The organism is Thermococcus thermotolerans, assembly GCF_024707485.1.
GTDB classification, from domain to species: domain Archaea; phylum Methanobacteriota_B; class Thermococci; order Thermococcales; family Thermococcaceae; genus Thermococcus; species Thermococcus thermotolerans.
Genome location: NZ_CP102602.1, coordinates 716,215 through 742,022, shown reverse-complemented (window position 1 = coordinate 742,022; position 25,808 = coordinate 716,215). Strand labels below are relative to the sequence as shown.

Genomic DNA, 25,808 nt, shown 5'->3' with positions numbered 1-25,808 from the left:
TCACACCCCCCACATTGCCAGTATAAGGAGTATTATGGCCAGATACCAAGCATAGCTCTGAACGTTTCCATTGTAGACGTAGTTTTTCATGGTCTCGGCGAAGTCCTCAGCGGTCTTTCCAATATCCTTATAGAGCTTGTCGAAGCTTATCCTGAGCCAGAAGGACAGGGCCTCTTTGAGCGGCAGGAAGAAGTTCCTCCTTATGGTGAGGTTGTAGTCCATGGTGACCGGGTTTCCTGACTGGTAGGTGTCGGTGACCGGAACCCTCCTGACCCTCGCGCCGAGGAAGTATATTATTGCCGCCACCAGCAGGCCGATTACGAGCCAGATTGTGATGAGAAGTCCGTTGTACTTGCCGACGCCGATGTCAAGCTCCCAGATGGTTCCACCGATGACATCTTTGCCTATTATCTTGTTGAGCTCTCCCGCGACGAGACCCGGGGCGATGCCGAAGACCACGTTGAGTAAAGCCAGTATGCCCATGCCTATCGCCAGCGGTAGGGGAGCATCCTTAACGTCGTCGAGGTCAGTCGGCCTCTGTCCGAACCAGACGGCGTAGGTGAACCTGATGAGGTAGACGAAGCCTATCGCACTTCCGAAGAACACCATGCCACCCAGTATGGGCATGTTCTGGCTTATGACTGACTCGAATATCAGCCACTTGCTGGCGAAGCCGACGAGGGGCGGTATTCCTGCCAGGCTGAGGATTGCGACAAAGGCCATGGCGAATGTGAACGGCATCTTCTCAGCCAGACCGCCCATGTCCTTGAACTCGGTCTTGCCGGTGCGGTATATTATCGTCGCCACGATGAGGAAGAACAGTCCCTTGAAGAGGGCGTGGCTTATAGCGTGGTATATACCTGCCTCGATGCTGAGGGCACTGCCGACGCCGATGGCAACGAGGATGTAGCCTATCTGGCTTATACTGGAGTACGCGAAGAGCTTTCTGATGTCCTCTTGCAAAGCTGCAAGAAGACCGCCCACGATTATCGTCAGACCTCCGAGGAAGGCAATTATATAGCCGAATGAGGGAACGCTCCTGAATGTTCCGAACTCCGCCATGAGTCTGTAGCCCATCAGCATGTAGAGGAGTATAAAGCCGTAGACCCCGGTCTTGCTGAGGACACCGCTGAACATTGCGGTGTAGCTCTGGTTGGTCTCGCTGTAAGCGTCTGGCGCCCAGACGTGGAGCGGGAAGGTTCCCGCCTTGACGCCGAAGGCCACCAGGAAGAGGCCAAATATGGCCGCCATATCGCCCCTGCTGAACAGGGTTTCTCCACCGACCATGCCGAGGGCAGCGTCCTGGGCGAAGGCGTTGTAAACCTTGATGAAGCTGAAGGAGCCCACTCTGGCGTAGATGATGCCTATCGCTATCAGCATGGCGTAGGCGCCTATGACGCTCAGGATGAAGTACTTGAGCGAGGCGGATTTGTTGTACTTGAGCACCATCATGAAGCTTCCGAAGGTCATGACCTCCCAGAATATGAAGAACGCCAGCAGGTCGTAGGACAGGAATATCCCAAAGACACCGGTGAGGCTCATGAGGGCGAAGAGCCACTCGTAGCTGCTCCTTGCGGTTGAGGCCATGCCGAGCACCGCGGCCAGACCGACTACTCCTGCAATCATGGCGAATACCAGTCCCATTGGAGCGAGGACAAAATTGAAGGTAAAGCCGCCAAATGTGATGTCGTACTGGATGGTCTCGCCGCCCATAACGGTGGGATAGAGCTTAATGAGGTAGGCGAGTGGTATCGCTGCGCCTATTACACCCAATGCTTCCCTTACCCCTTTTATGTCGAGCGCCCACGCTATGACCCCCGCTATGAGGGGCGCGAAAATGATGATTAAGAGCTCGTTAATCATGCTCCCACCCCCATAAGTGGAACGTTCTTGATGTAGTCAGCCACGTTGAAGATGTCGCTTCCCGCCCTCTGGGCAAGGCTCCATACGTAGTCCGGGTAGATGCCTATGACGACAACCAGGGCCGCAAGGAAGAGCACCATGAGGCCCACTGCCAGGTTCTCGTTTATCTTCTCACCGTTCCCTTCGAACCACATGACGTGGAGCAGTCTGAAGTAATAAACCGCCTCCACGACGCTCGCCGCCAGTACAAGCACTGCCGCCCAGGTATAGCCAACCTGCAGTGTTGCGAGGATTATTCTGACCTTACTCCAGAATATGTTGAAGAGCGGTATTCCGACGGTGGCTATGGCGCCGACGGATATCGCGAAGGCCATGAGGGGCATTCTTCTGCCCAGTCCCTTGAAGTTTTCAATCTCCGCCCCTCCAAGGCTCATCGCAACGTAGCCCACAGCGAGGAAGAGCATGGCCTTCACAATGGCGTGGTTGACCATGTGGAAGACTCCGGCATCAACGCCGCTCTGGGTACCGAGGGCAAAGGCGAGTGCAATGAGACCGATCTGGGCGATACTGGAGTAGGCTATCATCCTCTTGACGTTCCTCTGCCTGAGCGCGGCAAGCTCGGCAACGATAACCGTGAGGGTTGCCAGCACAACGAGAAGTCTGAGGACAGAGTTCCAGCTTCCGACGTCCTGCATGAGGTACAGCAGCCTCGCCATCGCGTAGAGGCCAGCCTTGACGACGAAGGCGGAGAACATTGCGGTTATCGGGTGCGGTGCGGCTTGGTATGCATCGGGCGCCCATGCGTTGAGCGGGAATATCTCGGCCTCAACTGCCAGTCCAAAGATGATCAGCGCCAGCCCCACCTGTGCAACGGTCGGGTTCATTGTTGCAGCCAGCTGGGCTATCTGGGCCATGTTGAGGGTTCCAAGGGAGCCGTAGATAAGGGCCACGCCTATGAGGAAGAAGCTTGAGCCTATTCCACCGAGGACTATGTACTTCATTGAAGCCTCCGCGGCTTCGCCGGTCTTGTTGTAGGCTGTTAGTGCGTAGGCGCTGATTGCGGTTATTTCCATGAAGACGAAGAGGTTGAAGATGTCTCCAGTCGCTATCATGCCCGTTGCACCGAGCATGAGGAGCAGGAACAGCATGGCGTACTTGTCTATCGGTTCGACCTTGATTGACTCAAGGCTGAAAATGGCCATCAGGAAGCTGACGACCGCCACTATCAGCACGAAGAGCGCCGCGAAGTGGCCGAAGTACAGGTTGATTCCAACGGGCGGCTTCCAGCCTCCGGCCATGACGATTATCGGCTGGCCGGTGGTGTAGACCTGCTGGAAGACCAGCGCGGCTATTCCCGTCTGAAGTGCCGTGACTGCTATGAGGAAGTACTTGATGGCGTTCTTCCCAGCGCCCTTCAGCAGGGGCACGAAGAACGCGCTGATGAGGGGCACGGCTATGAGCAGAGCGGCATACTGCCCGTTCATCCTCTCAACCTCCTTATCTCCTCAATGTTGAGTGTTCCGTACTTCTCGTAGATCAGCATGGCAACGCTAAGGGCCATGGCCGTGGTTGCGACACCGATAACTATCGCCGTAAGAACCAGCGCCTGCGGAATCGGATCAACGGCCTGGTTTGGGCCTATCCCCTCGCTCAGTATAGGTGCGCTCCTTCCGGAGACGTAGCCGATGCTGATGAGGAGAAGGTTGACCCCGGTTTCCATTATGCTGAGTCCAATGAGTATCTTAAGCAGGTTCTTCTTGACGAGGATGGCGTAGAGACCTATCAGAACCAGGGCTATGGCCCCGAAGTAGTAGACGCTGATCATTCGCTCACCTCCTCCTTTATCATGCCGTCGATGATCCCGCTGAGCTCCGTGCCGACCTTGATTCCGATTATGGTGTAGATTATCGGTATGAAGCCGCCGCTAAGCAGCCGCCCGATGTTCCCGGTGCCGAAGTTCCAAGTCTGCCATATCCAGTCGAAGAGGAAGTAGCCGCCTATCGCGAGTCCAATGAGGCCGACGAGGACGTAGCCCATTCCTGCTAGTCCCTCGGTCTTCTCGAAGCCCCTGTGGGGTATCTCGTAGGTTATGAACGCCAGGTAGAGCAGCAGGAAGGCCGTGGCTATGGTGGCTCCGCCGGGGAATCCTCCACCCGGTGTGAGGTGTCCGTGGATAAAGATGTATGCGCCGAAGAGCATCACAAATGGCACCAGAAGCCTCGTTCCGGTTGTGAGGACTATCGAGCCCTCAGTTTTCGCGCTCCTCTTCTTCTTTCTCTTCCAGAGGAGTGCCCCGACACCGGTTGATGCGATGAACAGGACGGTGACCTCACCGAGTGTATCAAAACCACGGTAGTTGACAACAACGGCCGTTACCGCGTTAACTGCTCCGGTCTGCTGCTTTACATTGTCGAGGTAGTACTGTCCAACGAGCATCTTGTCCTGGCCGAAGGGGACACCGGCCAGACCCTGGGCGAGCCAGTAACCCACGATGAGAAGCAGGATTATTGCAAGGAGGCGCTTCATCATTTTCACCACCTCACCCACCAGCCGGGCTTTTCTTCCTCCTCTGTCTCGAAGCGCTGGGTTCTCTTGATGGCGAAGATGAACACCGCCGCACTGAGCGCCGCGCCTATGGCAGCCTCGGTCATTGCAACGTCCGGTGCCTGCAGCATGAAGAACAGCAGCGATGCGAACAGGCTTACTGCCGCCATCCCAACAGCGGCCGCTAGCAGGTCCCTCCATTCGACCGCAAGTATTGCGGAGATTACCATTATGCCAACTATGAGGTACTCGATGAATGTTATACCGTTCATTCCACACCACCCTCCTTTATGGGGGTCTCATCGGGGTTCTCGGGTGAGCCGGCCTCCTTTTCCTTTGCCTCCAGGTGCTCCCTGTATCTGTCAACAACACTGCCCTCCCAGAGAGGTATGCCGCTCTTGTAGGCCGCCCTTATGAGCGCGTGGGCGCTTATCGGGTTCGTGAGCAGGAGGAAGACGGCTATAACTATGGTCTTCGTGAGCCAAGGAATGCTTCCGAAGTCAGTTCCAAGGGCCCAGATGCCGACACCGATAATAACGCCGAGCGAACCCAAGGTGGCGCTCTTGGTGGCAGTCTGCATCCTGTTGTAGACGTCCGGCATTCTGATGAGGCCCAGTGATGAGAGTATGTAGAAGAACGTTCCAAGGAGGACCAGAATTTCTCCAATAGCGGTGAGCGCGTTCATAGGCCTCCCTCCATGTAGCGCGCGAAGGCTATGACCCCACCGAAGGCGAGTATCGCGTAAACGAGCGCAACGTCGAGGAATATCATTCTCCCGTAGTACAGCGCAAAGAGAACCATGAGGCCCGTGGTGATGGTCGTCATGATGTCGACCGCAACAAGCCTATCAACGGTGGTCGGTCCCCTGAAGACCCTGTACATGCTGAGAAGCGTCGCTATGGCTATAAGCGCGAGATAAACGTTTATCCCTATCATCCGAAGATCACCCTCAGGAACTTTTCAAAGGGCTCGGTTATGTTCTTAGATGCACCCTCAACGCTCGAATCCTTGACGTCTATCCAGTGTATGAAGTACCTGTCCCCGTCGACGTCGAGGGTTATGGTTCCCGGCGTCAGGGTGATTGAGTTGGCGAGGCTGAGCTTTCCGACGTCGCTCTTGAGAACGGTTCTGCACTCGACGATTCCCGGATTTATGGGCCTCTTGGGGTGCAGAACCCTGTATGCGACGTCGAGGTTTGCCATTATCATGGCCCACAGAAAGTACGGGATGTAAGCTATTGCGTAGGCGATCCTCTTGGGGTTGAGGTTTGCGAGGCCGTTGGTGGTGAATATCTCGTAGGTGAATGCACCGACGATGAGTGCTAGCAGCAGGCCAAATCCTAGCTCCTGTGGATCCAAACTGGCCGTTAGAAACAGCCATATCAGGAACAGTACGATAACCGTGTACAGGTAGCGGCTTATCTTGCTTGCTTCTCCCATTCAGCAACCCTCCACAGGTTGATGGAAGTGCTCCTTACAGAGTTAAGCGAAGCTAATTTTTGGTTTAAAACAATTGCTTATAAACGTTACCTACGAAGAACAAAGGTTTAAAACGTTTGGTTAAAATAGAGGCACCAGGTTTGTTCTCTAATGTTAAAAAGGGTTCCTCATGGCGCATAGCTTGAGAGGAGTCAGGGAGTTCCCAAATTTGGTTACAGTGAGTGTGAAAAATTGAGGGAAATTTCAATCAAAAGAAGAGGCGGGTCAGTAGATGGATATCCTCTTGACTCCCTCAAGCTTGGAGAGCTCGTTGATGAGGTCGCCCGGAATTGGTTTCTCCGTGATTATGGTGAGCGTTGCCTCCGGATAAAGCTCCGGATCCTCTGCGACCACCTGGATTATGTTGATGTCCCTCTCGGCTATCTTCTGGGCGATCTTTGCAAGTATGCCTATCGCCCTCGGCTCCGGCTCGATCTCTATGACGCCGTAGCCAACGTGCCTGCCGACATACTTCATGTGAACGGTCGGTTCAAGGTTTACGTAGATCTCCTTCAGCTCGGGTATCTTGAGTATCATTCCCACGGTTTCCTTAACAACCCTTCTGTCGACATCAAGGGCCTTCGCGATCTTCGTGTAGGGAACCTCTATATCCCCTGCCTTGATCTTCATATCATCGGAAACCCTGAGGCCGTACTTGAGGAGCGTCTTGGCGATCTGCTTCCTCACGGGATACTCGTCAAAGTAATGCTCGATCTTTCCCCACATTACCTATCACCCACACTAGTCCATCACTAGACTGTTTAATTCAATAATATTAAAATGTTTCCATGCCCGCATGACTCCAAAAGGTCTCTCCTTAAAAATCTTTGGGCGGGAGTGGGCATGGACGCCCCACTGATGGGCGGATTTTTTATCCATCGGCGGATTTTTAAAATCTCCGCTAAACCCGCAAATATGATCGAGGTCAGGTTACCCCACACACGTTTCGAGGATGCCGGTGAGAACATTAGACTTATATGGCGTGAGACCCTCTACGCGGACTTTAAAAAAGGAGAACTCTCCAGAGTTATTAAACGGAAGTACCGCGTATCACCTGAGATAACGGTTAGAGACGGGGCTATGGTAATTGATACCGACTATCCTGATGTGGAAAAGTACATCGCAATCTATATCCAGAACAACCTCGGCGCCCTTCTCAAAAACCGCTACACCGGCAGGAAGGTTCTCTACATCCATGAGGGTATGGACGTCCCCCTTCTCGGCTACAACGCTTTTGGACTGATCGATAGGGGCACGAATCTTATACAGGTTCGTGGTGTCAGCGGCTGCAACCTCAGTTGCGTCTTCTGCTCCGTTGACGAGGGGCCATATTCCAGGACAAGGAAGCTCGACTACGTTGTGGATATAGACTACCTGATGAAGTGGTTCGACGAGGTCGCGAGGATAAAGGGAAAAGGCCTGGAAGCCCACCTCGACGGCCAGGGGGAGCCGCTGATCTATCCCTTCCGCGTCGAACTGGTGCAGGCCCTCCACGAGCACCCGAACGTCTCTGTAATCTCCATGCAGAGCAACGGCACGTTGCTGAACGACAGACTCATTGAGGAGCTGGCTGAGGCCGGTCTGGATAGGGTGAACCTATCCCTCCACTCACTAGATCCAGACAAGGCTAGGATGCTCATGGGAATGAAAAACTACGACCTGGAGCATGTCCTCGACATGGCGGAGGCACTGGTAAACGCTGGAATCGACGTGCTCATCGCTCCGGTCATAATATTTGGAATCAACGACGATGAGGCCGAGGCCTTCATAGAGTTTGCAAGGAAGATAGGCGCGGGAAAGCGCTGGCCGGCCCTGGGTTTCCAGAACTACATCCCATACAAGTTCGGTAGGAATCCCACGATAGCTAAGCTCGTCCCGTTCAAGGAGTTCTACGCCTGGCTCAGAAAACTTGAGGAGAAGACTGGAATGAAGCCCCTCGTTCTGAAGCCAAAGCACTTTGGAATGGAAAAGCGCGAGTTCATTCCTTTAGCCTTCCGTCCGGGCGAAATCGTCAAGGCGGAGGTCGTTCTCCCGGGGAGAATAAGGGGTGAGATGCTGGCAAAGGCCAGAAACCGGCTCATAGAGGTCATAAACACCGATGCGGAAGTGGGGGACAGGATAAAAGTAAGAATAGTCCGCACTAGGCACGGTATCTACATCGGCACGCCGATCTAACCATTCACCTTTCTCTCGATGAAAGGCATCACCAGTGCGAGCACTATGAAGAATATTATCCCCCCGCCTCCCACGTTTGCTATGCTGCTCGTGTATCCCTTCCATGCAACCGCCAGCGTCACCACTGCCACAAGGGCCGTGTAGAGAATGAGCACCAGCTCGCTGTATTTCATGGCTCTCCACCATCACCACTTCGATGTCGAATTTATAAATTTTTTGGACATCGTCCAAATTTAACTCCATAAAGTTTAAATTGCATGACGGTGTTACCCCATTGGGGAAGAAAATGAAAAAGGCGTACCTGGTTGGCACAGTTGTGATAATCTTGACCTTGACATTCTACTTCGGGGACTTTGCTCTGGCCAGGTCCGAGACTCACGCGACTTCTCAAATCGGAAGCCTAAAAAACGTCAATGCTACCTTCAACGAGGGTTTCTGCGTTTACCCCGACTCCCCTTTTGGGAAAATGGTGGCCGCTGAGCTGGAAGAAAGGGGACATAAGGTTCTAACCCTTTCTGCCCCGGTAGAGTGTGACGGCCAGTTTCTGGCCGTCTGGATTGAGTGGTTCAACGTCAGCTATTCCCCGGTACTTGCGAGGGGGCAGGTAAGGATCGTTGCCATATATTCAAGCGCCGGCGATCCGGCCCACTATCTGAGTTACAGGAACGCCACCGATAAGGAAAGCGCCCTGATGACCTTTGACAGAACAGACAGGCCCCAGTTTCAGGCTTACATCCTCCTCGACATCTCTGATGACTCCAGGGGCATCATCGCTCTCAGGGGTTACCAAAATCATCTCTTGAGGGAGGCGGTGAAAGCTACCGTTGATCGCGTTGAGAGCATCTCACATGGTGAGGTCGAATGAACCGCTCGGGGATTAGCCTTGCACTCCTTATCGTTGTGGTCTATGCATTCGTCTTTTACTCCTCCTTCTCAACAGGAGTGTCCTGGGACTCAAAGGGTGAGTTTAATCACCTCGACAACGTCACCGTTCCGGGAAAGGTGGTTGTGGACATGCCCCTTGAACTTGAGCTCATCCCAGGTGTCTATCCCGAGCTTGACTACCACGGGCGGTTTGAGGACTCTCTAAAGGGTGCTATAACGAAAGTCCTGGAATCGAAGAACCTCTCCCCAGAGTTCGCTCACGTCAGGCCCGTCGTAGTCTTTCCGGGTGAAGGTCTCCCATCAAGGATAAACGACTCGGTTGTTATCATTTTCGCCCCGTTTTACGGACACGAAAACCGAGTCTATTACGAAAACTGCTACGCGAGCATACTCGTTTACATGAGCTCCAGCGGTGACGTTGGGAGCTATCCGTCGGTGGAGGAAAGATACTCCGGAGATTCAAGCAAAACCGATGACCTGCAGTATTTTGCCGCCGGCCTTTTCCGCACCGCCAAAGCAAGGGCCGACCTCGATGGAAGCCCCTATTCGCTGAAGGTGGTTTACTGGAACGTCCTTGAAGTAAGACGCGGTAAGCTGGCCGATAGGAGCTGCTGGGATATCTTGGCCGGGAAGGTAGGAAAGGAGATCCAAGAATGGGCCCAGACCCTCAAGCCCTCAAATAAACCTTGAACTCCTGACCTTCAGCTCTCCCTTTTCATGAAGCTCCAGCAGTATTTCCGCTATCCTCTCTCCGGCCTTTCCGTCGCCGAAGGGGTTCTGCGCCTCCGCCATTCTTCCGTAGAACTCCCCATCATCCAGGAGTTTCTTGAGATAGCGAATTGCTCTGTCCTTCTCCAGGCCAACGAGGACGTTGCCGCCGGCCTTTACAGTTTCAGGCCTCTCAGTGTTGTAGCGTAGCGTTAGGCAGGGTACGTTGAGGATTATGCTCTCCTCCTGTATTCCTCCGGAGTCGGTCATTATCGCAAAGGCGTTCTTCTCCAGCCTGAGGAAGTCAAGGTATCCGAGGGGCTTGGTGATTGCCAGGTTCTCAATCGAGTTTATCCTCTCCCACAGGCCGAACTCCCTAAGCCTGTTTCTCGTGCGCGGGTGCATCGGGTAGATTGCCCTCATGGGAAGGGCTTCGAGTATCTCGACGAGCTTTGTTAGGTTTTCCCTGCTGTCCGTGTTCTCGGCCCTGTGGGCGGTTATCAGTATGTATTTTTTCGACTTAAGGCCGAACCTCTCAAGGACGTCGCTCTTTCTCTCGGATACCTCGGCGTTCTGGAGGACGGCGTCAACTATCGTGTTGCCAACGACGTAGACCCCCCTGGTTATCCCTTCCCTCTCAAGGTTCTCCCTCGCCTCTTCCGTTGGGGCGAAGAGCACCTCGCTCGCATGGTCGGCCAGGATTCTGTTTATCTCCTCCGGCATGGTTCTGTCGAAGCTCCTCAGTCCAGCCTCAACGTGGGCAACCGGTATCTTCAGCTTAACGGCCGCCAGGGCACCGGCTAAAACAGTGTTGGTATCACCCTGGACGAGCACCACATCGGGTTTTTCGTCCATCAGAACCTTTTCAATCTTTATCATAGCGGTTCCGGTCTGTTCCGCCTGCGTCCCCGAGCCGACCTCAAGGTGGTAGTCTATGGGTGGAAGCTCAAGCTCCTCCAAAAAGACCCTGCTCATCTCGTAGTCGTAGTGCTGTCCCGTGTGGATGAGGAGGGGCTTAACGTCCCTCTCCTCAAACGCCCTTATGACCGGCGCCAGCTTTATTATCTCCGGCCTCGTTCCGAAGACGAAGGCTGGCTTCAATACTTCCCCCTCCCAACGCCCCGGAAGATAAAGCCGCGCGGCGGCTCATCGATGACGTGCCTGCCGTCTACCAGAATCCGTGTTCTCATAAGCATACCCAGTTTCTCCCAGTCGAGGGACTTGAAAGCGGTGTGGTCGGTTGCTATGACGACGGCATCCGCTCCCCTGAGGACATCCTCAAGGCTCCTGTGGGTCCCCCCAACAAAGGGGTCGTAGGTCCTTACCTCGGCGACATCGTCCCTTATGGCATCTATGAAGGCAAGTGCCGGTGAATTTCTCGTGTCGTCGCTGTTGCCCTTGTATGCTAAGCCAAGAACTGCAACAACAGCCCTATTCGGGGAGACGTTGGCCTCATGGAGGGCGTTGAACAGGAGTTCCCTCGTGAGCAGGGGCATCGAGTCGTTTATTTCCCTCGCCAACCGTATCAGCCCAAAGTCCCTCTCTGCAGGCCAGACGAGGAGATGCGGGTCCTTAGGAAGGCAGTGGCCGCCAACCCCTATGCCGGGGACATGTATTTTGACCCTTGGGTGGGTATTGGCCAGCTCGATGGCCTCGAAAACGTCTATCCCGTACTGGTGAGCCAGGAGGGCGAACTCGTTGGCGAGGGCTATATTGACGTCGCGGAAGGTGTTCTCCATGAGCTTGACAACCTCGCTGACGGTTGAGCTCGTTTTGAACGTCTGCCCCTTCACAAAGGAGCGGTATAGCCTTTCAGCAAGTTCGGCGCTTTCAGGGGTTATCCCTCCGAAAATGCGGGAGTTGTAGACCAGCTCCTTGAAAATCCTCCCCGGCATCACCCTCTCCGGCGCGTGAACCATGTAGAAGTGCTCGCCCGGTTTGAAACCGGTGATCTCCTCGATGAGCTTCGCCATTTTAACCGTGGTGAGGGGTGGAACCGTGCTTTCGATTATTACTAAGGAGCCCCTTTTCATAACCTTTGCAACGGTTTCAACGGCATTCTGTAGGTACTCCAGATTTGGAGTTTTGTCTTCCTTAAGGGGTGTCTGGACACAGATTATGTAGACGTCCTTGTTTTTGATGTCTTCCGGATCGGAAGTTGCACGGAGGGTTCCGTTCTCAATTGCCTTTTTGAGGAGGTCGTCTATCTCGGGCTCAACTATATGAGCCTTTCCGGAGTTTATTTTCTCCACCACATCTCTTCGTATTTCATAGCCCGTAACGTGAAAACCGGCGTTGGCGAACATTATGGCCGTCGGAAGACCGATGTATCCCAGGCCGATTACGGCTATCTCTGCTTTCCTGCCCTCTATTTTCTCCAGCATGCCCTTCACCCATTACCCTAGTGCCACCGCCTGAATAAAAGTCTTTTCCAGAAAACGATTTCTGGCCGGATTTCCTGGATGTGCACAATTTTGTGGTGCTTCCCGCGTAATTTCATTCCCTCAGCGAGATGCCCTCCAACAATGTCTTTAATTTCACCGAAAGAAAGCGTTCTAAACGTTCGTTCGCCTTGAAACGGCATGAAAAAACTTTGAAAAGAAGGCTTCACAATCGTTTTTGGGAAAGCCTTATATTGAACAGAGTTGTCCAGTAAATTGGTGGATGAGATGAAGGTATGGATTGACATCACGAACGCTCCTCACGTTCACTTTTTCAAGGGTATAATAAAGGAGCTCGAAAAGGCCGGCCACGAGATTCTCGTTACCACGCGGGAGTTTGACGGGTTAACCAGCATTCTGGACATGTTTGGAGTCGACTACTACGTGGTCGGGAAGCACGGCGGTGCAACTCTTGAGGGCAAGCTCCTGGCGAGCACCGAGAGAATGTACAAGCTGTCCAAGCTTATCATTGAAGAAAAGCCGGACCTGGCGATTTACAAGCACTCCGCCGAGGCACCAAGGGTCGCCTTCGGCCTCCAGATACCGGCAATAGGTTTCGTTGACAACGAAACGGCCGTTGCACAGAACAAGCTCATCCTACCGTACACCACGCTCCTTATCTATCCCACCGCAATAGACGCATACGAGCTCCTCAGATGCGGTGCGGATCCAAACGGCATGCGGCCGGTTAAGGGCTTCTCCGAGCTGGCGCACCTCTACGGCTTCCTTCCAAGCAGATCTGTCCTGAAAGAACTCGGAGTAAGGCCTGGAGAGTACATAGTCATGCGCACCGAGCCTATAAAGGCCAACTACTTTAACGGGCCGCCAAAGAGCGTGCTTGAGGATGTTATCCCGCTCCTTCCGGAGGTCCCCATAGTTCTCTTCCCCCGTACGGAGGAGCAGAGGAAACGCTTTGAACGCTTCGAGAACGTGATAATGCCTGAAAGGCCCGTTGACAGCCTCAGCCTCCTCTACTACGCCAGGCTCATGATAGGTGCAGGTGGGACGATGAACAGAGAAGCTATAGCCCTCGGAACCCCAACGATCTCAACATATCCCGGAAGGCCCTTGGCCGTTACAAGGTGGCTCGTGGAGAAGGGCCTGAAGTTCCACTCAACCGACCCAGTGAAGGTTGCCAGAATGGCGGAGCGCATGATGGAGATGAACGGGAGCTACCGGGCTTACATAAGGAGCGTCGTAAGCGGTTTCGAGAACCCCATGGACGTTATTCTCCGGGAGATAGAGACCTACGAGGAGTTTGGGACATTTGTAACAATAAAAGTGGAGGAACCGTCAGATACCGGCAACGCGCGGGGTTACGTAGGCCTCAATAACGGCCGCCACAAGGAGGAGCAACACTGAAAGCGCAAAGAGCTTTAGTGCCTTCACCGCTCCTCTTTTGAACCGCTCCCCCGTTTCTCCCTCGCCCTTTATTATCTCCCTATACCAGATGATACCTGAAACTCCCGCGAGCGCTATCGCGGGTATCTCAATAATCCCATGGGGTATCAGACCCAGGATTATCTGGGGGAATGAAAGCTCCCCGCTCTCCTGAACGGCCCTGACGACGAGGCCGACCATAAATCCGTTGAAGGCCATTATCAGCCACGGTCCCAGGCCGAAGAAGAGGCCCGATAGGAGCATGAAGAGTGCCACCATCGAGTTGTTGGTGAATATCTTAACGAAATTCTCAAAGCTGGACTCGGAGATGGGGCCTATCTGCTCGGCAAGCTTTTTGACGGCATCCATGGCTGCCCCGGGATTTCCAACGGCGAAGAGATATCCGGCGAATGAAGCTACGAGAAATACGATGAGGAGGTAGCCAAGGATCCTTCTGGGAACATCCACATTGAGCCCGAGCATACCCTCACCTCACTCTTTGAGGGCGTTCTTGAGGGCAATCTTGAAGTCCTCAACGTTAACGTAGGGCATCTCTATGTCCATCCTCACCGCGAAGAACTCGTCTATAATCTGCTCCAGTTCTTCGAGTTTGTGTCCTTCAAGTTTCCTTTCAAGCTCCTGGACTGCCTCTTCTGGATGCATGAAGAAGTCCCCGGTGATTTTTACGTGTTCTGCTTTTCCGTCTCTCTCGTCGAACTCTATCCTTATCAGGCCCTTTCTGGCCTTGTGCTCTCCAACGTGGTGCTTCATACCCATCCCCAAAGTAAATGGTTCGGAGAACTTTTTAAAGGTTGGGTATAAGTGGTTGCGGTGGTGGGAATGGGATACGCTCAGGTTAAGGAGAAAATCAGGCTCATCCTCCAAGAAACTCTGAAAGAAATGCTGGACGAGGCTGGAAAAGAGTGGGAAGGTGAGATAACCTTCGACGACACTCCAAGCATCGAGCTTGGCGACTTCGCAACTACGGTTTCCTTCCAGCTGGCGAGGGTTTTCAGGAAGGCACCGAAGCTCATCGCCGAGGAGCTCGTTGAAAGGCTCAAGGAGAAACTTCCGGAGAAGATTTCAGAGGTCAAGGCCGTGAACGGCTACATAAACTTCTATCTGAACTATGAAATATTTGCCAAAAACCTCGTCCGCGAGATACTCGATGGAGGGGACGCCTACGGAGAGAGTGAGGTTGGGGCCGGAAAGAAGGTCATCGTTGAACACACCTCAGTGAACCCGACAAAGCCCCTCCACATGGGGCACGCCAGGAACGCAGTTCTCGGCGACACGATGGCGAGGATAATGCGGAAGCTCGGCTACACCGTTGAAGTCCAGAACTACATAGACGACCTTGGGGTGCAGTTTGCCCAGGTTCTTTGGGGCTATCTCCATCTGAAGGACAAGTTTGAGAGGCTTGAGGCAGAGCTGAGGGAGAAGGGCCTGAAGGAAGAATTCATAGACCACGTCATGGGGCTGCTCTACGTCGAGGTAAACAAACGCATAGAAGAGAATCCAGAGGTTGATAAGGAAGTCCGCGAGCTGATGAAGAAGCTCGAAGAAGGAGACAATGAGATAGCCGAAATCGGCAGGAAGTTGGCAGAGCGCGTCGTCAAAGCCCAGATGCTGACAACCTACCGCATGGGCATAGCCTACGATCTGCTCAGCTGGGAGAGCGACATAATGCGGAGTGGAATCTTCGATGAGGCCTACGAACTCATCGAGGCCAACGAGAACTTCTTCTGGGCCACTGAGGGTAAGTACAGGGGCGCCTTCGTGATGGATCTGAGGAGGCTCTTTCCTGACATGAAGAACCCATTCCTCGTCCTCAAAAGGAGCGACGGAACGGCCACATACACTGGCAAGGACATAGCCTATCACCTCTGGAAGTTCGGGAAGGTAAGTGCCGACATGCTCTACAAGCCGTGGGACAAACGCGAAGAGCATGAGACCTGGACGACCGCTCCCGACGGGGATGAGATACCCTGCCGCTTCGGGGGGGCGGATATAGTTGTCAACGTCATCGGTGCCGAGCAGAAGCACCCGCAGATGGCTATAAAGTACGCCCTCCAGCTCCTCGGCTTCCAAGAAAGCGCCGAAAACTTCCACCACTTGGCTTACGAGCATGTTGTAAGGCCAGAAGGCAAGTTCTCGGGAAGGAAGGGAACCTGGGTCGGCTTCACCGTCGACGAGGTTCTCAACGAGGCCGTCCAGAGGGCCAGGGAGCTCGTCGAGCAGAAGAATCCTAGCCTTAGTGACGAGGAGAAGGATAACATCGCGGAGGCCGTTGGAGTTGGAGCGGTTCGCTTCAACCTGGTCAAGTACAGTCCGGACAAGATAATCACCTTCAGATGGGAGGACGTTCTCAATTTCGAGGGCGAGAGCGCCCCCTACGTCCAGTACGCCCACGCGCGCTGTGCCTCGATCCTCAGGAAGGCGGAGGAGAGCGGCGTTGACACCGAGTGGAGGGTGCTCCTTGAGAAGGCGGACTTCTCGAAGCTCACGAACCGCGAGAAAGAACTGATAAAGCTTCTCGCAAAGTTCCCGGAGATCGTGGAGCAGGCAGGAAAGGACGTTAAGCCCCACCTCATCCCGTGGTACGCCAACGAGCTCGCCTCGCTCTTCAACAAGTTCTACATGGACCACCCGGTGCTCAAGGCTGAGGAAGGCATAGTGGAGGAGAGACTGCTCTTAGTTTTGGCCGTAAAGCAGGTTCTCAGGAATGCCCTTGAACTGCTCGGCATAGAGGCGCCTGAGAAGATGTAGTTACCCTCTCAATATTCTTTCCACCACCGGGTCGATTATCCGGTACTCGCCGTTTTCCTTCCTTATCCAGCCCATCTTTTCCAGGTTTTTAAGGAGTGAGGCGAGTCTTGCGTTTGTTATAGGTCCACCCTTGGCTTCAACATAGTCCCGGATGACACCCCATCGTGAAAGACCCATAGCGACCGCCTTGAGTATTAGGGGATACCTGGGAGAGCGCTTTTCGAGTTCCAGTAATTCCTCTTTTATCATGGTTCTTGCCTTAGCCATGGTGGTCTCAAGGGCTTTTTGGAAGTTCCGCTTCTTCCAATAATTGAAACCGAACTCCACAAGCCAGCCAGGAATACCATCGAGCTCATCCACAGCCCTTTGGATGTCCCCCCTTGAAACGCTTAGGCCGACCTCTTTAAACCCCCTCCAAAGAAACTCCTCTGAAAGTTCCCTTGTAAATGGTTTGACTTCAACTTCATCGTATACCCTGCCGAACAGCGGACTTGAGTAGTCATCAATTCCCATAAAATCATGGAGCAGACCAACTTCTGAGCCGGTGAAAACGAAGCCCAGGTTCGGTAGGGAATCGTAAGCATATGCTATACCGGCCAGTAGGTCCTTTCCACCCCGCGAGCCATAAAAACGAAGATACTGGGCCTCATCGAATGCAAGAAGGACTTTTCCAGACCTTTCTCCAATGCCGTTGAGGAGCTCAAATACGTCTATAATGGTGGCCTCCCGGGGTTTGATGCTTATACCCCCAAGACTAATCCGTTCTAACTTTACTCCTGCCAGGAACCCCATTCTGCCCTTTCCTGCTAGAATCCTAGTGAGCTCTTCCACTAGGATGCTCTGGCTCATCGTTCCGCCTCCGGCGGCGTATAATCTCCTTGCATCGAGATAGACACCAATCCCATCGTACTCCCTTAGAGCAACCTTTAAAATGGAACTCTTGCCCACGCGACGGATTCCAATGAGAATGGTTATTGGGTACTCCTCCATTCCACGCAGGAGTTCCTCAAATTCCCTATCGCGGTCGAACATGTCTTCTCTCTTCTCTTTGGGTCTCGGGTCAAAGAGCATAGGTATCGCCCCCGATACCAGGTATCGGTACCGATACTTAAAACCTTTTCCGGAACCCTAAAATACCCCATCCCCCAAAACCCTCTGGTGGTTCCATGCGCGGTGTTATAGTGCCCCTTGTGACGCCCTTCAATGAGGACTACTCCGTTGACGTTCCGGCGCTTGAGGAGCACATCGAGTTTCTCCAGACGGTCGGCGTTCACGGAATATTCATAAACGCGACAACCGGGGAGTTCACGAGCCTCGGCATCGAGGAAAGGAAGTTTCTGGCCGAGAAGGGTAGGGAACTCGTTAACTCGACGTTCTACCTTGTCGGTACCGCATCCTCCAACACTTTCGAGGTGGTTGAGCTTACGAAGCATGCCCAGGATATCGGGGCAGATTACGTCGTCATAGCCCCACCATACTACTGCCCCCTCAATGACGACGCCCTCTTCAGGCACTACTCGATGGTTGCGGAGAAGACGGATATCCCAATCATACTCTACAACATCCCCTCCTGCGCCAATCCCCTCAGTATTTCCCTCATCAAGCGCCTTGCCCTGGAGTACTCAAACATCGCCGGTGTAAAAGAGACGATAGACAGCGTCAACCACGTCCGCGACGTGATTCTTGAGGTGAAGGGCGAGAGAAAGGACTTCAGGGTCTTCACGGGTCTCGACCAGCACTTCCTGAACACGTTAATCCTTGGAGGGGACGGGGGTATAATGGCCTGTGCCAACTTTGCCCCGGAGGTTCATCTTGCTCTCTACAGGGCCTTCCAGGAAAAGAGGTTCGAAGAAGCCTTTGAGCATGCGAGAAGACTGGCAAAGCTCTCCAAGGTCTATGACCTTGCCTCGTCCTTTGGCTCGGCAATAAAGCTTGCAATGTCGCTCAGGGGGTTTTCGATAAAACCTGTCCTGAGATCGCCCTATCAGATGGACGGGGAGGACGTAAAAGAGGGGATAAGAAAACTGCTCGCCGAGGTGCTGGACTGAGTTCACTGAATCTTGTACCTGAGGAAGGCCCCGAGGCCGCTGAAGGCCTTGTAGAACTGCTGGCCCTCGTCTGTGTCAAGGGAGATTATCTCCACCTCGGAGCCGCTCTCCTCCGCCATTTTTATAAGCTCCTCGGCAACGTCCCACTTCTCAAAGCTGATATTCTGACTTCCACATTTTGGACAGTGAGTGAGCTTCTTCCTGTATATGTGGAACTCCTGCTCGCTCATCGTTTTCTCCTCACTCCAGCCGCAGGCATTGCACTTCGCCCTAACCCTGACCTTGTCGTATCCCTCACTTATCAGGAGTGTGTCAACGGCACCTAGCTCAAGGGCGGTTCTGACTTCCTTCTCACCATAGGTTATCATCCCGGTGTCCTTGACGAGATGCCTGAAGAAATTCTGAATCAGATGGCGCTCCTTGACGGCCTCGTGGTCTTTGAGTATGTCACTGGCCTTCTCCACGAGCTCTCTCAGACCGTACTCCCCGTGGTAGCTTATGTCCACAACGCCAATTACTTTCTTCCTCAGCTCGTGGTGGAGGTAGTCACCTTCAACGAACTCCTCCTTGGTCGGTCCCGGGCCGCCTATGATTATACCCCTCAGCTCGCCCTTCTCAAGGAGCGGGAGAAAGGCCTTGTTGGCATGTTCGCCTATACGCTTCATGAACTCATGCGTTTCCTGCTCTCTAATTCGCTCGTAACGCCTGGCGGACTGACCTCCAGCTCTCGTCTTTCCCGGAACGTTTGATGTCAGCTCATCAATGACGTCTATCCTCTTCCCGCGCAGGAGACCTATGGTGGCCTCATTCTTCTCGACCGTTATCAGGCCGTAGGCGTCTTTAACGCGGAGCATCTCCTCAAGGGGCTCAGTAACGAAGGTCTGGTCGCAGCGGTAGAGCCTGACCTTGAGCGGTTCGGGGGGAATCACCGCCCAGAGCTTTATGTCGCTTACCCCTTCCTGCTCGCTGACGTTGCCGACGAAAAGGGCCAGGCCCGTTTCGGGTGTCTTCCTGTAGAGCTTGAGGTGTTGCATGGCTCTCTCCAGTGCACCCAAAACGTTCTTTCTGGTTGATTTGGATTTTATGTTCTGTGCCGTCCCGTACTCCTCTCTGAGCTGTTGCATAACCTTGTTTATGTCGTATCCTGCTGGAATATACAGGCTGACAAGCTCAGTCGCACGACCTCGATAGCTCTTCAGCTCCTCAACCTTTTTCTTGAGTTCATACATCTCTGCTGACTTGTGAGACATGAGCATCACCCCTGAAAACTTCTCGCCGTTAAGGGCACGAAAAGGGAATTTATAAAGGTTTGGAGACTATAAAAAGGATAACAGCACCAGGATAAAGACTCCCAAGATACCACCGACGGCAACTATCAGCAGGTTCAGTGGAGTTATTTCGATGTTTGTTACTCCCAGGAAGTTGAGGAGCCCTATAAGGACGAGCCCAACTATCGTGTTGACGGCCAGCCACTTCACTACCGCCAGCGTCAGCTTAAGGACTATATAACCGACGAGGGCCAGCAGGACAAGGAAAACCAGTGTCTCGATCATTTCCAACACCTCAGAGCTTTTCAAGGGTCTCTTTTGCTATCTCTCCGAGGGGTATCCATTTCTTGCCTTCAAACGGCAGTATGACCTTGTCCTCGACGCCGATTAGCTCCTCTACGTACTTTTTAGCCTCAACCGCTCCAATTTCTCCTACGAGTATTAACGCGAACCCCTTAGTGTTTTTGTCCCCCTCCCTCAGTTCACTTATAAGTTCTTCAACGATGGTGTTCTTAATGTTCATAACTTTGTTGGGGAATCTGCGTGCGATTTCATACGATAAGATCATTGCATTTTCCTTTACGTAGGGGTTTCTATTTTTGGTCAGCTCAACCGCCTTTGGAAATATTCGTCCTGCATATGGCTCGATAACGTCACTCCTCTGTTCGATCACCATTCCAAGAAGGAGCAATGCATCCCCTCGGATGCCTGGAGCAGGATCATCCAGAAGTTCTATGAGTGCATCTAAGGCCTTTTTATCCTTTACTGCCATTGACACAATCTCATCGAATCGCTCCCTTTCTATGAGTTTTTTTATTTTATCTTTTTTTGAGCCAAAAGATAGGAATCCCATATGGCACCACCTTGGAATAGAACTGAATACCTATTCACTAAAAAGGTTTGCTTCTTTATTGGTTTGATGTATTGCTTAAATTCTGAAAGCCTTCTGCAATCTCCTTGCCTGTACTATTCATTTGGCTCCCTGCCCATTTGGCAAGTCCTTTGATCCCTATCAGCCGGTATATTATTATGGCAGCAATTAGCATGCCAACAGCGAACATCATGATGTACTCCAAAGACGCTTGGGCGTTCCTACTCACCCCTGACCACCATGCAACTTAATCTATTCCTAACTTAAAGTGAAGGATTAAGATTAAAAAGAAAGGTACTTTTGGGATCAGCCGCTCTGGTTGAGGTTTTGGAGGCTCTGGTTAAGCTCATTGGCAGTGCTGTTTATGGTGTTGGTGGCACTGCTGGTTCTACCCTGGAGCTGCCTGACCACAATCAGGATTATTATCAAGGCAGCTGCAATCATAAACAGATACTCGATAGCACCCTGGGCCTTCCTCTTCATGATATTCACCCCCAAAGGATTACTTCATACATTAATGCACTGAAAAAGCTTATATAGCTTTCTCCTCAAATTTAAGTCAAATCTCCCCAATACTGTAGAAAGCACAGGGGTGGTTATGTGGAATTAATAGCTATTCAATCTGAATCTGTTAATATTGAAGATTGTGTAAGAGATATAGTTTCAAAGTCGCAGAACATTTTATCATCAAAGCATGGCATTATACATTCTTCAAAAATACGTCTGACATTTGGTGCTTTCATGAACCTTACAGTAACACTTCTACTTGACTCCAGTGGTAACAACCGAAAGGGAATCCTAGCTGATTACTCCCCCGGGAAACACAAGGAAGATGCAATACAAAAAACTCTGGAAAAACTTAACTCTGCGCTGCCTAGAGGCGCTCAAATTGTAGACTTTGAGATCAGAACATATACAACCCCTGTGACAAGACGAACGTATGCGGTGGGGGTTGTTGTCTACAACGCCCCTCTTGAGGTAAAATCGTTCACCGAATATACAATCAAAGAGCGCAGAGAGCTGCTATCCAAAGTTCTCGAGAACTTCAACTACAATCCGAGGGTCCTCAACATCTCAGAGATAGCCAGAATGTTTGGGGTGTCCAGGGACTCCATATACTACGATATCGAGCAGATTCTCAGGGACAGGAAAGGCACTAGCCGGTGACCCACAGGGGTCTCGGCGTTGCCGAGATTACGAAGATTATAAACGCCAGAATTGTAAGTGCGAGCCGCTTCTTTGAAATTGGGGAGACCTCATCAAGCGCACCAGGATTGCCGGCTGAACCCATCAGGAGAACCAGCATCCCCCATATAAGCCAGCCGACCCAGAGAAAGCTCATGCCAATAAGAACAAGCCCCACAACCATCGTAAGATATCGATGGGTCTTCTCACCGAGGAATGAGCGGGCGATGTGTCCTCCATCCAGCTGGGCCGCTGGAATGAGGTTCAAAAACGTCACCAAGATTCCAACCCACCCAGCGATGGCAACCGGATGAAGGAACACGACAGTGTTCTCAGGGAACGTAACGATGTACTTCTCAATGAGCAGGAACAGAAGGTTTTCACCGAAGGCTATTCCGCCCTGGGTTTGAGGAATTAAGTGTTGGGGCACTGGAACCGAGAGTCTGAGGCCGATTATACTAACTGGAATCGCAACTAAAAAACCCGCTATTGGACCGCTGACTCCCAAGTCTATGGCGGCGTTTCTTGTGGGCAGAGGGGACTTAACCCGTATCACCGCTCCGAGAGTTCCAAGCATGCTTGGGAAGGGTATGAAATACGGCATCGTCGCTCTAACGCCGTGATATGCAGCTGCTATCTTGTGTCCAAGCTCATGGGTGCCGAGTATTGCCATAACACTTATCGAAAACGCGATGGCATTGATGTATGGATTCCGTATTCCGGGAATACCGTAATAATCCAGAACCTGAATGTATGTTAATGAAAGGTAATAGCCCGCAAGTAGGGTGGTAAAGATTGTGGCTATCAGGAACACCCAGGGAAGCCACTTGTTGTCATCTTTCACTTCTCCCGCAGGAAATACGAAAAGCATGACACCGTCATCACGCTTTTTGAGGGTGGCCCAGTACCCCATTTCCTCCAGTTCCCGCAGGACCTTTTCAAAATCGCTCTCAAGGATCTCACGAACCTTAAAAACGAAAACATTGTCCTCCATTCTTTCCAGGTCAGCGAGGTAAAACTCTCTGAGCTTGTTCTCAAGGGTCTCTGGAAGTGTTGAGGGCTTTGGTTGAGGGGCTGTCTGGAGGGTAAGTTCATCGAAATCGGTTTGAAACTCAACAAGAACCATGTCTCCCCCGCAAACGGGACAGCTCTTTTCGAGAAGAGGTTCAGTGGAATCCAGCGTTTCCCTGTGCTTGCAGTTGATGCACTCGTAGATTCCCCTTGGCACTTGGCTCCCCTAAATCTGAATAGTCCGGATGGCTTAAAAAGTCTATTCCTCAATTTCGACCAGTCCGCTGTCGGCATCCACACGGGCACGTTTTCCGGTGGTGAGCTTTGAGACATCTATTCCATCCACCATGGGTATCCCAGCTATTATTGCACCCGTAGCAACTATTGTCTCGGCCTCGCCGACGATTATTGCTTTCGGAGCCTTTCCGTTCTTTTTTAAGGCATAGATGACATATGAACCTACAGTTGAGCCCTTACCGCGCGGAAAGGCGAGTATTTTCCCGGCTATGCTCTGTCCACGTATATCGCTTTCAGCGTCCGTCACAATCCCTGTTTCGGGATCAACTCCACCTAGAAATGATAGGGGTTTTTGGGAGACTACCAGTTCTCCCTCAGCCTTTCCGCCGACTATTTTTCTGCCTTTGAGCATCATCATCCCACCTCACGGAGCGTTATTAATAAGGTTCTCCACGTTATCCAGCCGTACGCTGAAGCCGAATGAACGGAAGTAGAACGCGCTCTTTCCGCTGTTGGTTGCTATCCCCCTGTACCAGTCTCTTATGGGAGAGACCACAAAGCACGCATCTGGGATAATCCTGCCGTTGTACCTTTCTATGATGTCCGTATAACCAAGCGAGTCCGCCAAAGCTTTAACAGCCCTGCTGGCTGTTACAAACAGGGGGATTCTAAGAGGCCTCCCCCGCATTTTGAGGAGTTCGGCGATTTCTTTAATCTCTGCCAGGGATGCGTGGGGACAACCTATGAGTATCATGTCAATTTCGCTCCATTCGTCTGAGAACTGCTCTTTGACGGCTTGGATGTCAGAGTCCTCAACCGTTATTGTCTCGATTTTGTCTACGATGGCATTGCGGTATTCGGGAGTTTCCCCCTCAACATGGTAGAGGGCTATGCTTCCGCTGGCGGCCATCGCAGCGCCGAGCTCTTTGAGAAAATCTGAGTTTTTCGGATTCAACCCAACAAAGTATGGGACATCGTTTCCCAGAACCTTTCCGAGATGATAGCCAAGGGCGGAGTAGTCAACGAATGTCTCTACTTTGGCCTCAACACTGATCCTGATTGTTGCCTTCCTATTTTCTTCCCGGTGGAGGCCGTAGTTGGGGGTCTTGCCAACTATTGCCGCGGCCAAGCTTGAGGGCCCCCCTTCTCTGTTTGTTCTTGCCCCCAGGATGGAGTTTGCAAAGCTGACGGCTGAGCTTTCACTCCATGCCAGATGATCTCCGAACTTTGGGAGATTCGCTCCGTAGTAAGGTGTGCATGTTGAGGTTATCTCAACTCCCATCCTGCGGTAAAGCTCAAGGATCTCAATCTGCTTCTCCATGAAATCCTCGTCACCTATCCCTGCTGGATTCAGAGTTGTATAGACGCTGACCTTTGCACCTGCATCCACAAAGTCCTGAAGGAATTCAACACCAGCTTCTCCGATGTTCTTGTACGAAACACCTGCTATCTGGGCACTTTTGATCGGAATGAGCCTGTCGGCACCGTATATCTCGCCGAGAGCAACAAGTATCTCCATCGCCTTTTGAAGCGCATACCCGTATTCCCCAGTGAGTATGAGCTCCTCTTCCTTTGTCAGATACATCTAACCACCACTATCTAGGAGACTTCTCTGCTTATAAGCTCTTGCTTCTATTGGCTAAAGTCAAGATTCATGGGGTTTTATAACGGAAATTTTATAACCTTTCATGATAATAATTAATGCCTATCGGGGGTGTTGCCTATGGGAAGCCGGAGTAAGAAGGCAGCCTTGCTACTGTTTTTGGTGTTTAGTAGCATAACTGCGGGGCAGGTGGCGGCAGATTTCTGGGGAGGCACATACGACGTGGTTCTGTCGGACACGGGAGCATCCTTCTACGACACCAAGACTGTTGGGCTGTGGCCCAACTACTATGCCTTTGTGATGAGGGGGGAAGTGGAGTCTTACTCTACGTCTTGGTATGAGGGTAAGGGACATTCCAGTATCGCGGTGATAGTGCTTGGAGTCTATTTCCTGGACTACTCATCAGTGAAACTCACAAATACCCAGGGCTTCTCTCTGTCGAGGACATATACTCAAGCGAGCTTCACGGGGAGCTTCTATTATCCATTCCTTGACGACTATGACGGCGGACCCCGCTCCACAATGACTATGCGGTGGCACTACAAACTCGTTGGTGCAGGAACGTTTTAAGGGGGTGATGTGAGTGAGGAGGTATCTCTTCCCGATTGTCGTAGTTCTCATCGTCCTTGGAGGTATTCTGAGCACTGCCTATGCCCTCTCTCAGCCACCCTCCCAGGAAACTTTGGCATTGGCCTTGGAAAACACGAAGAAGTATCAGTTTTCCCGTAGCGTTGAATTCAAGCAGTACCGGGTTTATGTAGTCCACAACGGGAACTCGAAGAGCATTCGGCGGGAGTTCTTATACACCGGCAAGACGGTGACGAAGGGCACTGTGGATCTCACCAAGGGAATCGTCACCGAATACGACGAGCTGTATATAAACGGTTCCCTTGTGATGAAAGGCGAGGCCGTTTTTGACCTCAATACAGGAAGGATTTCTGGAACCGTAACCCTCGCCAATGGAACTAAGATGGACATACTTCAGTTCTGGGAGAGGTACTACGGAATCAGCCAGGAGCAGGCTATGGGGATGCTGAAGGCGAATCTGCCCACGTTGATGCTACGCGATGTTGCCCTCAAGTCCAAGAACTTCCAGGCCCTCAAGGGCTCCTTCTCCCTGACGGACAGGATACTTATGGGGCTTGGACTCAAGGAAAAGCTCTTTGAATATCGCTTTACTGCCGGAAACGGGGCGGAATGGAAAGTGCTTGTAAACAGCAAGGGAATGCCAGTTAGATTCGAATACGGCAGCAAAGACGCCAAAGTCGTGGTGGACGTAACACCGCTCGACTGATACTCTCCCCGCTTTCTTCCTATTTTTGGCAGTTTGGTATAACTTCGT

At 52.3% G+C, this 25,808-nt stretch carries 32 protein-coding genes; 9 read left to right on the top strand and 23 right to left on the bottom strand.

Going from position 1 to position 25,808, the window contains the following annotated elements; translation table 11 throughout:
• The 9 genes from NUS69_RS04295 to NUS69_RS04255 form a co-directional block, all read right to left on the bottom strand.
• The gene (locus tag NUS69_RS04295; RefSeq protein ID WP_258084580.1) at window positions 1-1,863 is read right to left on the bottom strand and encodes a proton-conducting transporter transmembrane domain-containing protein; all 1,863 of its coding nucleotides are present in this window, start codon (window positions 1,861-1,863) and stop codon (window positions 1-3) included.
• Window positions 1,860-3,347, bottom strand: a complete 1,488-nt coding sequence (locus NUS69_RS04290; protein ID WP_258084579.1) for a proton-conducting transporter transmembrane domain-containing protein — start codon at window positions 3,345-3,347, stop codon at window positions 1,860-1,862. Before NUS69_RS04290 ends, NUS69_RS04295 begins: the two co-directional genes overlap by 4 nt.
• Window positions 3,344-3,688, bottom strand: a complete 345-nt coding sequence (locus NUS69_RS04285) for an NADH-quinone oxidoreductase subunit K (RefSeq protein ID WP_258084578.1) — start codon at window positions 3,686-3,688, stop codon at window positions 3,344-3,346. Before NUS69_RS04285 ends, NUS69_RS04290 begins: the two co-directional genes overlap by 4 nt.
• Window positions 3,685-4,392: a Na(+)/H(+) antiporter subunit B gene (locus NUS69_RS04280; protein ID WP_258084577.1), complete on the bottom strand. Its 708-nt coding sequence runs from the start codon at window positions 4,390-4,392 to the stop codon at window positions 3,685-3,687. The genes NUS69_RS04285 and NUS69_RS04280 overlap by 4 nt, the downstream gene beginning before the upstream one ends.
• Window positions 4,393-4,394: 2 nt before the next feature.
• Entirely contained in the window at window positions 4,395-4,679 is a 285-nt protein-coding gene (locus NUS69_RS04275) for a DUF4040 domain-containing protein (protein WP_258084576.1), read from the bottom strand.
• The gene (gene mnhG / locus NUS69_RS04270) at window positions 4,676-5,092 is read right to left on the bottom strand and encodes a monovalent cation/H(+) antiporter subunit G (protein WP_258084575.1); all 417 of its coding nucleotides are present in this window, start codon (window positions 5,090-5,092) and stop codon (window positions 4,676-4,678) included. Before mnhG ends, NUS69_RS04275 begins: the two co-directional genes overlap by 4 nt.
• On the bottom strand, window positions 5,089-5,343 hold the full coding sequence (locus NUS69_RS04265) for a monovalent cation/H+ antiporter complex subunit F (RefSeq protein ID WP_055428655.1): 255 nt from the start codon (window positions 5,341-5,343) through the stop codon (window positions 5,089-5,091). Before NUS69_RS04265 ends, mnhG begins: the two co-directional genes overlap by 4 nt.
• Window positions 5,340-5,846, bottom strand: a complete 507-nt coding sequence (locus NUS69_RS04260; protein WP_258084574.1) for a Na+/H+ antiporter subunit E — start codon at window positions 5,844-5,846, stop codon at window positions 5,340-5,342. Before NUS69_RS04260 ends, NUS69_RS04265 begins: the two co-directional genes overlap by 4 nt.
• A 264-nt stretch (window positions 5,847-6,110) precedes the next feature.
• Window positions 6,111-6,611, bottom strand: a complete 501-nt coding sequence (locus NUS69_RS04255) for a regulator (protein ID WP_258084573.1) — start codon at window positions 6,609-6,611, stop codon at window positions 6,111-6,113.
• Window positions 6,612-6,800: 189 nt separating this feature from the next.
• Between NUS69_RS04255 and NUS69_RS04250 the strand changes: the two genes are divergently transcribed.
• Window positions 6,801-8,060: a radical SAM protein gene (locus NUS69_RS04250; protein WP_258084572.1), complete on the top strand. Its 1,260-nt coding sequence runs from the start codon at window positions 6,801-6,803 to the stop codon at window positions 8,058-8,060.
• On the opposite strand, the gene NUS69_RS04245 is transcribed toward NUS69_RS04250, so the two are convergent.
• Entirely contained in the window at window positions 8,057-8,233 is a 177-nt protein-coding gene (locus NUS69_RS04245; protein WP_258084571.1) for a hypothetical protein, read from the bottom strand. The genes NUS69_RS04250 and NUS69_RS04245 overlap by 4 nt on opposite strands.
• A 113-nt stretch (window positions 8,234-8,346) precedes the next feature.
• On the opposite strand from NUS69_RS04245, the gene NUS69_RS04240 reads away from it, so the two are divergent.
• Together NUS69_RS04240 and NUS69_RS04235 are read left to right on the top strand one after the other, a co-directional pair.
• Complete coding sequence (locus tag NUS69_RS04240) at window positions 8,347-8,925, top strand: hypothetical protein (protein ID WP_258084570.1); 579 nt, start codon at window positions 8,347-8,349, stop codon at window positions 8,923-8,925.
• A complete protein-coding gene (locus NUS69_RS04235; protein WP_258084569.1) occupies window positions 8,922-9,635 on the top strand; it encodes a hypothetical protein in 714 nt (237 codons plus the stop codon). Before NUS69_RS04240 ends, NUS69_RS04235 begins: the two co-directional genes overlap by 4 nt.
• Here the strand turns inward: NUS69_RS04235 and wecB are convergent.
• Together wecB and NUS69_RS04225 are read right to left on the bottom strand one after the other, a co-directional pair.
• On the bottom strand, window positions 9,621-10,754 hold the full coding sequence (wecB, locus tag NUS69_RS04230; protein WP_258084568.1) for a non-hydrolyzing UDP-N-acetylglucosamine 2-epimerase: 1,134 nt from the start codon (window positions 10,752-10,754) through the stop codon (window positions 9,621-9,623). The two genes, NUS69_RS04235 and wecB, sit on opposite strands and share 15 nt — an antisense overlap.
• On the bottom strand, window positions 10,751-12,037 hold the full coding sequence (locus NUS69_RS04225; protein WP_258084937.1) for a UDP-N-acetyl-D-mannosamine dehydrogenase: 1,287 nt from the start codon (window positions 12,035-12,037) through the stop codon (window positions 10,751-10,753). The genes wecB and NUS69_RS04225 overlap by 4 nt, the downstream gene beginning before the upstream one ends.
• 285 nt (window positions 12,038-12,322) lie before the next feature.
• Here NUS69_RS04225 and NUS69_RS04220 point away from each other — a divergent pair, with 285 nt between their 5' ends.
• The gene (locus NUS69_RS04220) at window positions 12,323-13,456 is read left to right on the top strand and encodes a DUF354 domain-containing protein (RefSeq protein ID WP_258084936.1); all 1,134 of its coding nucleotides are present in this window, start codon (window positions 12,323-12,325) and stop codon (window positions 13,454-13,456) included.
• Here NUS69_RS04220 and NUS69_RS04215 read toward each other — a convergent pair.
• Both NUS69_RS04215 and NUS69_RS04210 read right to left on the bottom strand, forming a co-directional pair.
• A complete protein-coding gene (locus NUS69_RS04215; protein WP_258084567.1) occupies window positions 13,388-13,957 on the bottom strand; it encodes a stage II sporulation protein M in 570 nt (189 codons plus the stop codon). The two genes, NUS69_RS04220 and NUS69_RS04215, sit on opposite strands and share 69 nt — an antisense overlap.
• Before the next feature lie 9 nt (window positions 13,958-13,966).
• Entirely contained in the window at window positions 13,967-14,245 is a 279-nt protein-coding gene (locus NUS69_RS04210; protein WP_258084935.1) for a lipoate protein ligase C-terminal domain-containing protein, read from the bottom strand.
• Between the two features lie 69 nt (window positions 14,246-14,314).
• On the opposite strand from NUS69_RS04210, the gene NUS69_RS04205 reads away from it, so the two are divergent.
• Window positions 14,315-16,243 (top strand): arginine--tRNA ligase, encoded by a 1,929-nt coding sequence (locus tag NUS69_RS04205; RefSeq protein WP_258084934.1) that lies wholly within the window; start codon window positions 14,315-14,317, stop codon window positions 16,241-16,243.
• Here NUS69_RS04205 and NUS69_RS04200 read toward each other — a convergent pair whose 3' ends face one another.
• Window positions 16,244-17,314 carry an AAA family ATPase gene (locus NUS69_RS04200; RefSeq protein ID WP_258084566.1) on the bottom strand — a complete coding sequence of 357 codons (1,071 nt, stop codon included), beginning with the start codon at window positions 17,312-17,314 and terminating at the stop codon, window positions 16,244-16,246. It abuts the gene before it with no gap.
• A 95-nt stretch (window positions 17,315-17,409) separates the two neighbouring features.
• Here NUS69_RS04200 and NUS69_RS04195 point away from each other — a divergent pair, with 95 nt between their 5' ends.
• A complete protein-coding gene (locus NUS69_RS04195; RefSeq protein WP_258084565.1) occupies window positions 17,410-18,291 on the top strand; it encodes a dihydrodipicolinate synthase family protein in 882 nt (293 codons plus the stop codon).
• Between the two features lie 2 nt (window positions 18,292-18,293).
• Here the strand turns inward: NUS69_RS04195 and prf1 are convergent, their stop codons facing one another.
• The 5 genes from prf1 to NUS69_RS04170 form a co-directional block, all read right to left on the bottom strand.
• Window positions 18,294-19,541 carry a peptide chain release factor aRF-1 gene (prf1, locus tag NUS69_RS04190; protein WP_258084933.1) on the bottom strand — a complete coding sequence of 416 codons (1,248 nt, stop codon included), beginning with the start codon at window positions 19,539-19,541 and terminating at the stop codon, window positions 18,294-18,296.
• Window positions 19,542-19,607: 66 nt separating this feature from the next.
• Window positions 19,608-19,844: a pro-sigmaK processing inhibitor BofA family protein gene (locus NUS69_RS04185; RefSeq protein WP_258084564.1), complete on the bottom strand. Its 237-nt coding sequence runs from the start codon at window positions 19,842-19,844 to the stop codon at window positions 19,608-19,610.
• A gap of 10 nt (window positions 19,845-19,854) precedes the next feature.
• Window positions 19,855-20,412, bottom strand: coding sequence for a HEAT repeat domain-containing protein (locus NUS69_RS04180; RefSeq protein WP_258084563.1), 558 nt, complete (start codon window positions 20,410-20,412; stop codon window positions 19,855-19,857).
• Between the two features lie 55 nt (window positions 20,413-20,467).
• Window positions 20,468-20,659 carry a hypothetical protein gene (locus NUS69_RS04175; RefSeq protein ID WP_258084562.1) on the bottom strand — a complete coding sequence of 64 codons (192 nt, stop codon included), beginning with the start codon at window positions 20,657-20,659 and terminating at the stop codon, window positions 20,468-20,470.
• Window positions 20,660-20,736: 77 nt separating this feature from the next.
• On the bottom strand, window positions 20,737-20,913 hold the full coding sequence (locus NUS69_RS04170; RefSeq protein WP_258084561.1) for a class III signal peptide-containing protein: 177 nt from the start codon (window positions 20,911-20,913) through the stop codon (window positions 20,737-20,739).
• Window positions 20,914-21,030: 117 nt separating this feature from the next.
• Between NUS69_RS04170 and NUS69_RS04165 the strand changes: the two genes are divergently transcribed.
• A complete protein-coding gene (locus NUS69_RS04165) occupies window positions 21,031-21,597 on the top strand; it encodes a hypothetical protein (protein ID WP_258084560.1) in 567 nt (188 codons plus the stop codon).
• Here NUS69_RS04165 and NUS69_RS04160 read toward each other — a convergent pair.
• Genes NUS69_RS04160 through NUS69_RS04150 form a run of 3 tightly spaced genes read right to left on the bottom strand, consistent with a single transcriptional unit; the run spans window position 21,587 to window position 24,448 of the window.
• Window positions 21,587-22,843 (bottom strand): site-2 protease family protein, encoded by a 1,257-nt coding sequence (locus NUS69_RS04160; RefSeq protein ID WP_258084559.1) that lies wholly within the window; start codon window positions 22,841-22,843, stop codon window positions 21,587-21,589. The genes NUS69_RS04165 and NUS69_RS04160 overlap by 11 nt on opposite strands.
• A 42-nt stretch (window positions 22,844-22,885) precedes the next feature.
• A complete protein-coding gene (locus NUS69_RS04155; RefSeq protein WP_258084932.1) occupies window positions 22,886-23,278 on the bottom strand; it encodes a DUF126 domain-containing protein in 393 nt (130 codons plus the stop codon).
• Between the two features lie 9 nt (window positions 23,279-23,287).
• On the bottom strand, window positions 23,288-24,448 hold the full coding sequence (locus tag NUS69_RS04150) for an aconitase X catalytic domain-containing protein (protein WP_258084558.1): 1,161 nt from the start codon (window positions 24,446-24,448) through the stop codon (window positions 23,288-23,290).
• A 138-nt stretch (window positions 24,449-24,586) separates the two neighbouring features.
• Between NUS69_RS04150 and NUS69_RS04145 the strand changes: the two genes are divergently transcribed.
• Together NUS69_RS04145 and NUS69_RS04140 are read left to right on the top strand one after the other, a co-directional pair.
• Window positions 24,587-25,036: a hypothetical protein gene (locus tag NUS69_RS04145; RefSeq protein WP_258084557.1), complete on the top strand. Its 450-nt coding sequence runs from the start codon at window positions 24,587-24,589 to the stop codon at window positions 25,034-25,036.
• Window positions 25,037-25,049: 13 nt separating this feature from the next.
• Window positions 25,050-25,760: a hypothetical protein gene (locus NUS69_RS04140; protein WP_258084556.1), complete on the top strand. Its 711-nt coding sequence runs from the start codon at window positions 25,050-25,052 to the stop codon at window positions 25,758-25,760.
• Window positions 25,761-25,808 lie beyond the last annotated feature (48 nt).

Coding starts and splice junctions, on each gene's coding strand:
- mnhG (WP_258084575.1), bottom strand. CDS start 5,092: ATGAACGCGCTCACCGCTATTGGAGAAATTCTGGTCCTCCTTGGAACG.
- NUS69_RS04275 (WP_258084576.1), bottom strand. CDS start 4,679: ATGAACGGTATAACATTCATCGAGTACCTCATAGTTGGCATAATGGTA.
- NUS69_RS04295 (WP_258084580.1), bottom strand. CDS start 1,863: ATGATTAACGAGCTCTTAATCATCATTTTCGCGCCCCTCATAGCGGGG.
- NUS69_RS04155 (WP_258084932.1), bottom strand. CDS start 23,278: ATGATGCTCAAAGGCAGAAAAATAGTCGGCGGAAAGGCTGAGGGAGAA.
- NUS69_RS04220 (WP_258084936.1), top strand. CDS start 12,323: ATGAAGGTATGGATTGACATCACGAACGCTCCTCACGTTCACTTTTTC.
- NUS69_RS04145 (WP_258084557.1), top strand. CDS start 24,587: ATGGGAAGCCGGAGTAAGAAGGCAGCCTTGCTACTGTTTTTGGTGTTT.
- NUS69_RS04265 (WP_055428655.1), bottom strand. CDS start 5,343: ATGATAGGGATAAACGTTTATCTCGCGCTTATAGCCATAGCGACGCTT.
- NUS69_RS04280 (WP_258084577.1), bottom strand. CDS start 4,392: ATGATGAAGCGCCTCCTTGCAATAATCCTGCTTCTCATCGTGGGTTAC.
- NUS69_RS04195 (WP_258084565.1), top strand. CDS start 17,410: ATGCGCGGTGTTATAGTGCCCCTTGTGACGCCCTTCAATGAGGACTAC.
- NUS69_RS04180 (WP_258084563.1), bottom strand. CDS start 20,412: ATGGGATTCCTATCTTTTGGCTCAAAAAAAGATAAAATAAAAAAACTC.
- NUS69_RS04285 (WP_258084578.1), bottom strand. CDS start 3,688: ATGATCAGCGTCTACTACTTCGGGGCCATAGCCCTGGTTCTGATAGGT.
- NUS69_RS04185 (WP_258084564.1), bottom strand. CDS start 19,844: ATGATCGAGACACTGGTTTTCCTTGTCCTGCTGGCCCTCGTCGGTTAT.
- NUS69_RS04250 (WP_258084572.1), top strand. CDS start 6,801: ATGATCGAGGTCAGGTTACCCCACACACGTTTCGAGGATGCCGGTGAG.
- NUS69_RS04150 (WP_258084558.1), bottom strand. CDS start 24,448: ATGTATCTGACAAAGGAAGAGGAGCTCATACTCACTGGGGAATACGGG.
- NUS69_RS04290 (WP_258084579.1), bottom strand. CDS start 3,347: ATGAACGGGCAGTATGCCGCTCTGCTCATAGCCGTGCCCCTCATCAGC.
- NUS69_RS04215 (WP_258084567.1), bottom strand. CDS start 13,957: ATGCTCGGGCTCAATGTGGATGTTCCCAGAAGGATCCTTGGCTACCTC.
- NUS69_RS04245 (WP_258084571.1), bottom strand. CDS start 8,233: ATGAAATACAGCGAGCTGGTGCTCATTCTCTACACGGCCCTTGTGGCA.
- NUS69_RS04255 (WP_258084573.1), bottom strand. CDS start 6,611: ATGTGGGGAAAGATCGAGCATTACTTTGACGAGTATCCCGTGAGGAAG.
- NUS69_RS04235 (WP_258084569.1), top strand. CDS start 8,922: ATGAACCGCTCGGGGATTAGCCTTGCACTCCTTATCGTTGTGGTCTAT.
- NUS69_RS04210 (WP_258084935.1), bottom strand. CDS start 14,245: ATGAAGCACCACGTTGGAGAGCACAAGGCCAGAAAGGGCCTGATAAGG.
- prf1 (WP_258084933.1), bottom strand. CDS start 19,541: ATGTCTCACAAGTCAGCAGAGATGTATGAACTCAAGAAAAAGGTTGAG.
- NUS69_RS04260 (WP_258084574.1), bottom strand. CDS start 5,846: ATGGGAGAAGCAAGCAAGATAAGCCGCTACCTGTACACGGTTATCGTA.
- NUS69_RS04170 (WP_258084561.1), bottom strand. CDS start 20,913: ATGAAGAGGAAGGCCCAGGGTGCTATCGAGTATCTGTTTATGATTGCA.
- NUS69_RS04240 (WP_258084570.1), top strand. CDS start 8,347: ATGAAAAAGGCGTACCTGGTTGGCACAGTTGTGATAATCTTGACCTTG.
- NUS69_RS04205 (WP_258084934.1), top strand. CDS start 14,315: ATGGGATACGCTCAGGTTAAGGAGAAAATCAGGCTCATCCTCCAAGAA.
- NUS69_RS04200 (WP_258084566.1), bottom strand. CDS start 17,314: ATGCTCTTTGACCCGAGACCCAAAGAGAAGAGAGAAGACATGTTCGAC.
- NUS69_RS04225 (WP_258084937.1), bottom strand. CDS start 12,037: ATGCTGGAGAAAATAGAGGGCAGGAAAGCAGAGATAGCCGTAATCGGC.